At 34.4% G+C, this 4,539-nt stretch carries 6 protein-coding genes; all 6 read left to right on the top strand.

What is annotated here, in order from left to right; translation table 11 throughout:
• Nucleotides 1-87 precede the first annotated feature (87 nt).
• Entirely contained in the window at nt 88-936 is an 849-nt protein-coding gene (locus V7149_RS24840) for a VOC family protein (protein WP_335348240.1), read from the top strand.
• A gap of 56 nt (nt 937-992) precedes the next feature.
• The gene (locus V7149_RS24835) at nt 993-1,400 is read left to right on the top strand and encodes a DoxX family protein (RefSeq protein ID WP_335348241.1); all 408 of its coding nucleotides are present in this window, start codon (nt 993-995) and stop codon (nt 1,398-1,400) included.
• Between the two features lie 444 nt (nt 1,401-1,844).
• On the top strand, nt 1,845-1,997 hold the full coding sequence (locus V7149_RS24830) for a hypothetical protein (protein ID WP_335348239.1): 153 nt from the start codon (nt 1,845-1,847) through the stop codon (nt 1,995-1,997).
• Nucleotides 1,984-2,139 carry a hypothetical protein gene (locus V7149_RS24825; protein WP_335348238.1) on the top strand — a complete coding sequence of 52 codons (156 nt, stop codon included), beginning with the start codon at nt 1,984-1,986 and terminating at the stop codon, nt 2,137-2,139. Before V7149_RS24830 ends, V7149_RS24825 begins: the two co-directional genes overlap by 14 nt.
• A 129-nt stretch (nt 2,140-2,268) precedes the next feature.
• Nucleotides 2,269-2,652: a RidA family protein gene (locus tag V7149_RS24820; protein WP_335348237.1), complete on the top strand. Its 384-nt coding sequence runs from the start codon at nt 2,269-2,271 to the stop codon at nt 2,650-2,652.
• Nucleotides 2,653-3,190: 538 nt separating this feature from the next.
• A partial coding sequence (locus V7149_RS24815) for an NCS1 family transporter (protein WP_335348236.1) occupies nt 3,191-4,539 on the top strand: 1,349 nt, incomplete at its 3' end.

Genomic DNA, 4,539 nt, shown 5'->3' with positions numbered 1-4,539 from the left:
CTTACATAAAGTAACTAACAGACGAATTGTGTGTTAAAAACAATTTGTTCGTTAAGAACAAAATAAATAACGAAGGAGGCAACTAAAATGAATTTTCATCATGAACCTATTACATTCGTAGGTCAAGTTAACTTAAAGGTACAAAATTTAGAGCGGTCGTTAGCATTTTATCAAGAAGTAATCGGCTTTAAAGTTTTAGAACAAAGTGAAAGATCCGCTAACTTGAGTGCGGATGGAAAGACAGTATTATTATCAATTCAACAACCCAATGACGTAATTCCTAAACAAGGAAGAACTACGGGATTATATCACTTTGCACTTCTTCTGCCTAGACGCTCTGATTTAGCTAAAATTGTGCATCACTTTATGGAAATAGGATTGCAGTTTGGTTCTTCAGACCATCTTGTGAGTGAAGCCCTTTACTTATCTGATCCAGATGGAAATGGAATTGAAATCTATACAGATCGTGATCCTTCCGAATGGAACTGGGGGAACAGTGAAGTGGAAATGGCGGTTGATCCATTAAATTTTGCAGACCTTCTAGCTGGAGGCAAACAGCAATCATGGAAAGGTCTACCTGCTGGCACCGTTATGGGACACATTCATTTGCATGTATCCGAATTAAAAAAGACAGAAGAGTTTTATATCAAAGGACTCGGATTTGAAGTTGTAAACCGATATGGCAGTCAAGCACTATTCATTGCGGATGGTAAATACCATCACCACATTGGTTTAAATACTTGGAATGGTGTAGGTGCACCTTCACCTTCTCCTAATAGTGTTGGACTTGAATCATTTACTTTAATGCTTTCAAATGAAGAAAAAAGAAATAATATTATCGATCAGCTGAGGAATATTGGAGCATCCGTCACTGAAGTAAATGGATCTTTCATTACCTCAGATCCTTCTGGTAACCGCATTTGCTTGAAAGTTTAATTATTAGATCAAAATTAATAATCAAAATATAAATCATAAGAATAGGAGAATAAATGATGAAACAAAAAAATGGTTGGAGTATGTTAATTCTTCGTATAGTTTTAGGGGTAACTTTTTTAATTCATGGTGTAGCTAAATTTCAAATGGGTCTTGGTAATGTAGCAGGCTGGTTTGAAAGTATTGGAATTATGGGCTTTTTAGGTTATGTTGTTTCTGTTATTGAGCTTGTTGGAGGAATTGCCTTACTTTTAGGAATTGGAACTAAGCTTATCTCAGCATTAATTGCTTTAGTGATGCTTGGCGCTATCTTTACAGCAAAATTATCTATTGGTTTCATCGCGCCAGGAGGCTATGAATTAGATTTAGCATTATTGGCTATGGCAGTTGTACTTGTTATTAATGGAAGCCAATTGTTTTCATTGGATAATAAGCTTTTCGGATCTTCAAAGGAAAATACGAATTAATAAAAAATTAGTGCTAAAAAACAAATAGATTAATCTCAGTGAGAAATTACAATTCTTAACTGAATGACAGCAGGCTGCATACCTTCTATAAGGGATGCAGCCTTTAATTTTTCATACTGCCAAACTACGAAAACACTTCTTTTTCCAATGGAAAGAATATTTTGACAGTTATTATGTTCCTAATCTTGTTTTTTAGTAAACTAATCCTATTATGATCTCAACAGTAATAATGAAGTGAATAGAGAAACCTTTTATTCGCTGGAGAAGAAAATAAATATATTAATTGACCAATTTCTTACGAATTTCTTTTTAAGCTATTCAAAATACAAGGATGAACTCCTCGAAAATTAGCGCAAGCTAGTTGGAAATTTATCTGTTCCTATTATTCCTATTAATAGAGAGAATAGTGTTTTGCCTTTAATAAGTTCAAATAATCAAATACGTATGTCTATTATACAAGATAAAGTGTTTAGCGAGTTTGGATATGGTCAAATTCAAAATTTAATTATTGATCTTTCTGGAGTGGCACATATGTATGATGAGGTGACCACTCATTTCAAAAAATTAATTGAAGGCATTTTCCATGATGGGATGTAAATCTGTCCTTACTGGGCTGTGTCCAGAAATTGTGAAAAGCTTAATAAACTCTGAAAATAATATTAATCATGCTGCGGAATATAAAGGAATGTTGCAAATTGCTTTGAATGATATTGTCTTTAATGAAGAACTAATTAAGTAATTTATACATATTTGAAAAAGTGCATGCTAGGAATTACAACTGCATACCGTGTTTATTGTTTGAAAGGAGCGGAGTCTTTTAGTAATATTGTAATTTGAATTAATATTATAGAAGCAAAGGAGAAATATCATGGCAAGAAAAGCTTACGAGGCAAAGAGTGCAACAGCATCAGGACCATATTCACATGCAATTGATGCAGGAGAATTTGTTTATTTCTCAGGTCAAACGGCAATGAACTCCATTTCAGCGAAAAATCTTACTGGTGATATTGCGGAACAAACGAAGCAATGTTTCAAAAACCTGTTTGAAGTATTAGAGGTAGCTGGCCTAACATCTGATGATGTAGTGAAAGTAAATGTTTATTTAACTGATATGAATAATTTTGCGGCAATGAATGAAGTATATGAAACACAATTCTCCAGTCCATTCCCTGCTCGGACATGTATAGCGGTGTTAGCTTTACCATTAGGGGCTGAAGTTGAGATCGAAATGATTGCTAAAAAAACAAGATAATCTGATGTAAAAAGGAGTGGATACTAAAAATCACTCCTTTTTATTTTGTGTTTTTAAAAATTTACTACACTGAAGTGTCAAAAATGATATATACTCTATTCCATACGTGCAACATGTACAAACTTTCACATAGTTATTCCGGTGTTTTTCGCGTTAAAATTGAAAATGGCATTTCCTTTGTGCAAAGTGAATAATGCATTGTCTAAAAAGAATGTTATCGTAAAAAAGTTTATGCAGTATATATAGCTTGTTTATGTATTTTTTGTTTAATAGTCATAAAGACCTTCTTAAAAAAGCCATGTATAATATGAATTGTTAACAAAGAAAACGTTTTCGAAAGCAAAAATAAGTTGACCTAAGTGGAACGAAAAATTATTAACAATGAGATTGCATATAGAAAAATGGGTGAAATTTTTTATTCACGGATGCAATCTTTTTAATAGGAAAAAATAATTTTATGGTAATTAGGTTAACCTTTAGCTAAAAAGCCATAGCAAATGCTGTTATATATGGTGTACGAAAACAAGGGGGATAAAATATGTCTACAACGATTGAAGGTTACGATACAAACGAGACCCAGATTGAACATGTTGCGGGTGTCGATGAATCGCTTTATCCGAAAAATGATAAGGATAGGACAGTAAGTGCGAAAGACTATATTTTTATGTGGATTGGAGACGGTGTTAATTTAGGTAATATGACACTTGGGGCTAGTGTAATTGTAGCTGGTGTCGCGACATTAAACATTTTTCAAACCATTTTAGCAGCTATCATCGCAATTGGGATCATTTCAACCATTTTTGCATTAAATGATCGTCTCGGCTACAAAAAAGGAATACCATATGTTGTACAGCTTAGAATGTCCTTTGGAATAAAAGGAACAGTGATATCATCACTACTGCGCGGGATACCCGCCATCGTATGGTACGGTATTCAAAGCTGGATCGGGGGAACTGCCTTAAATGAAATCGCGAAGATTGTTACAGGCGGTACTTTCGATAATGTCGTTGTTTGTTTTATAGCGCTGCAACTAATTCAAATTGTGCTTTCATTATTCGGTTTCCACGCGATTAAATGGGTAGAAACGGTTGCCTCTGTAGTATTTATGGCAGCACTAATTTATGTTTTCGGAATTCTTTTATCATCGCATAGCACTGAGATTGCCCAAAACTGGGTACAAGCTAAAGGCTCATGGGGCTTGCCGTTCTTTGGACTTATTATGGTCTTTTTAGGGAATTATGCAGGTATCTTTGTAAGTGCTGCAGATTATTCAAGAGAGCTTAAAACGGGTATGAGTGATAAAAAACGCGGATCATTATATTTTATCCCAATTACCTTATCATATGGTTTTGTTATCATTATCGGGGCAATGCTCGCAGCTGCGACTGGTGTAACGAATCCTGCACAAGCACTTCCGATTATAATTGATAATCCTTATATTTCAGTTTTTGTATCCGTGTTTATTGTAATCGCGGTTATCGCAACAAATATGGTTGCCAATATTATTCCGCCAGCTTATGTCATTACATTGCTGACAAAATTAAAGTATAAAGCTTCTGCAATTGTAACAGGATTGCTTGCATTAGGTGCATTTCCATGGTTGCTTATACAGGAGTCATCGGCTAAAGGTCTTAATATGTTTATTCTAATATATTCCGCATTTTTAGGACCAGTTATTTCTATATTATTAGTGGACTACTATATATTAAGAAAACAAAAGGTAAATCTTAAAGAATTATACAATGAGGAAGGTGCTTTTTCTGGATTTAATCCAGCGGGGCTCATTGCAATGTTTATCGGTGCAGGCGCTGCCTTCCTATTAGTAGACCTTGCATGGATAATCGGAGTAGTAGTAGCAGGTATCTCTTACTATCTACTAACGAAATA

This window comes from Bacillus sp. JJ1503 (genome assembly GCF_036965125.1).
Taxonomy (GTDB): Bacteria; Bacillota; Bacilli; order Bacillales; family Cytobacillaceae; genus Cytobacillus.
Note: the sequence above shows the minus strand (reverse complement) of the source record. Positions and strands in the feature narration are given on the sequence as shown.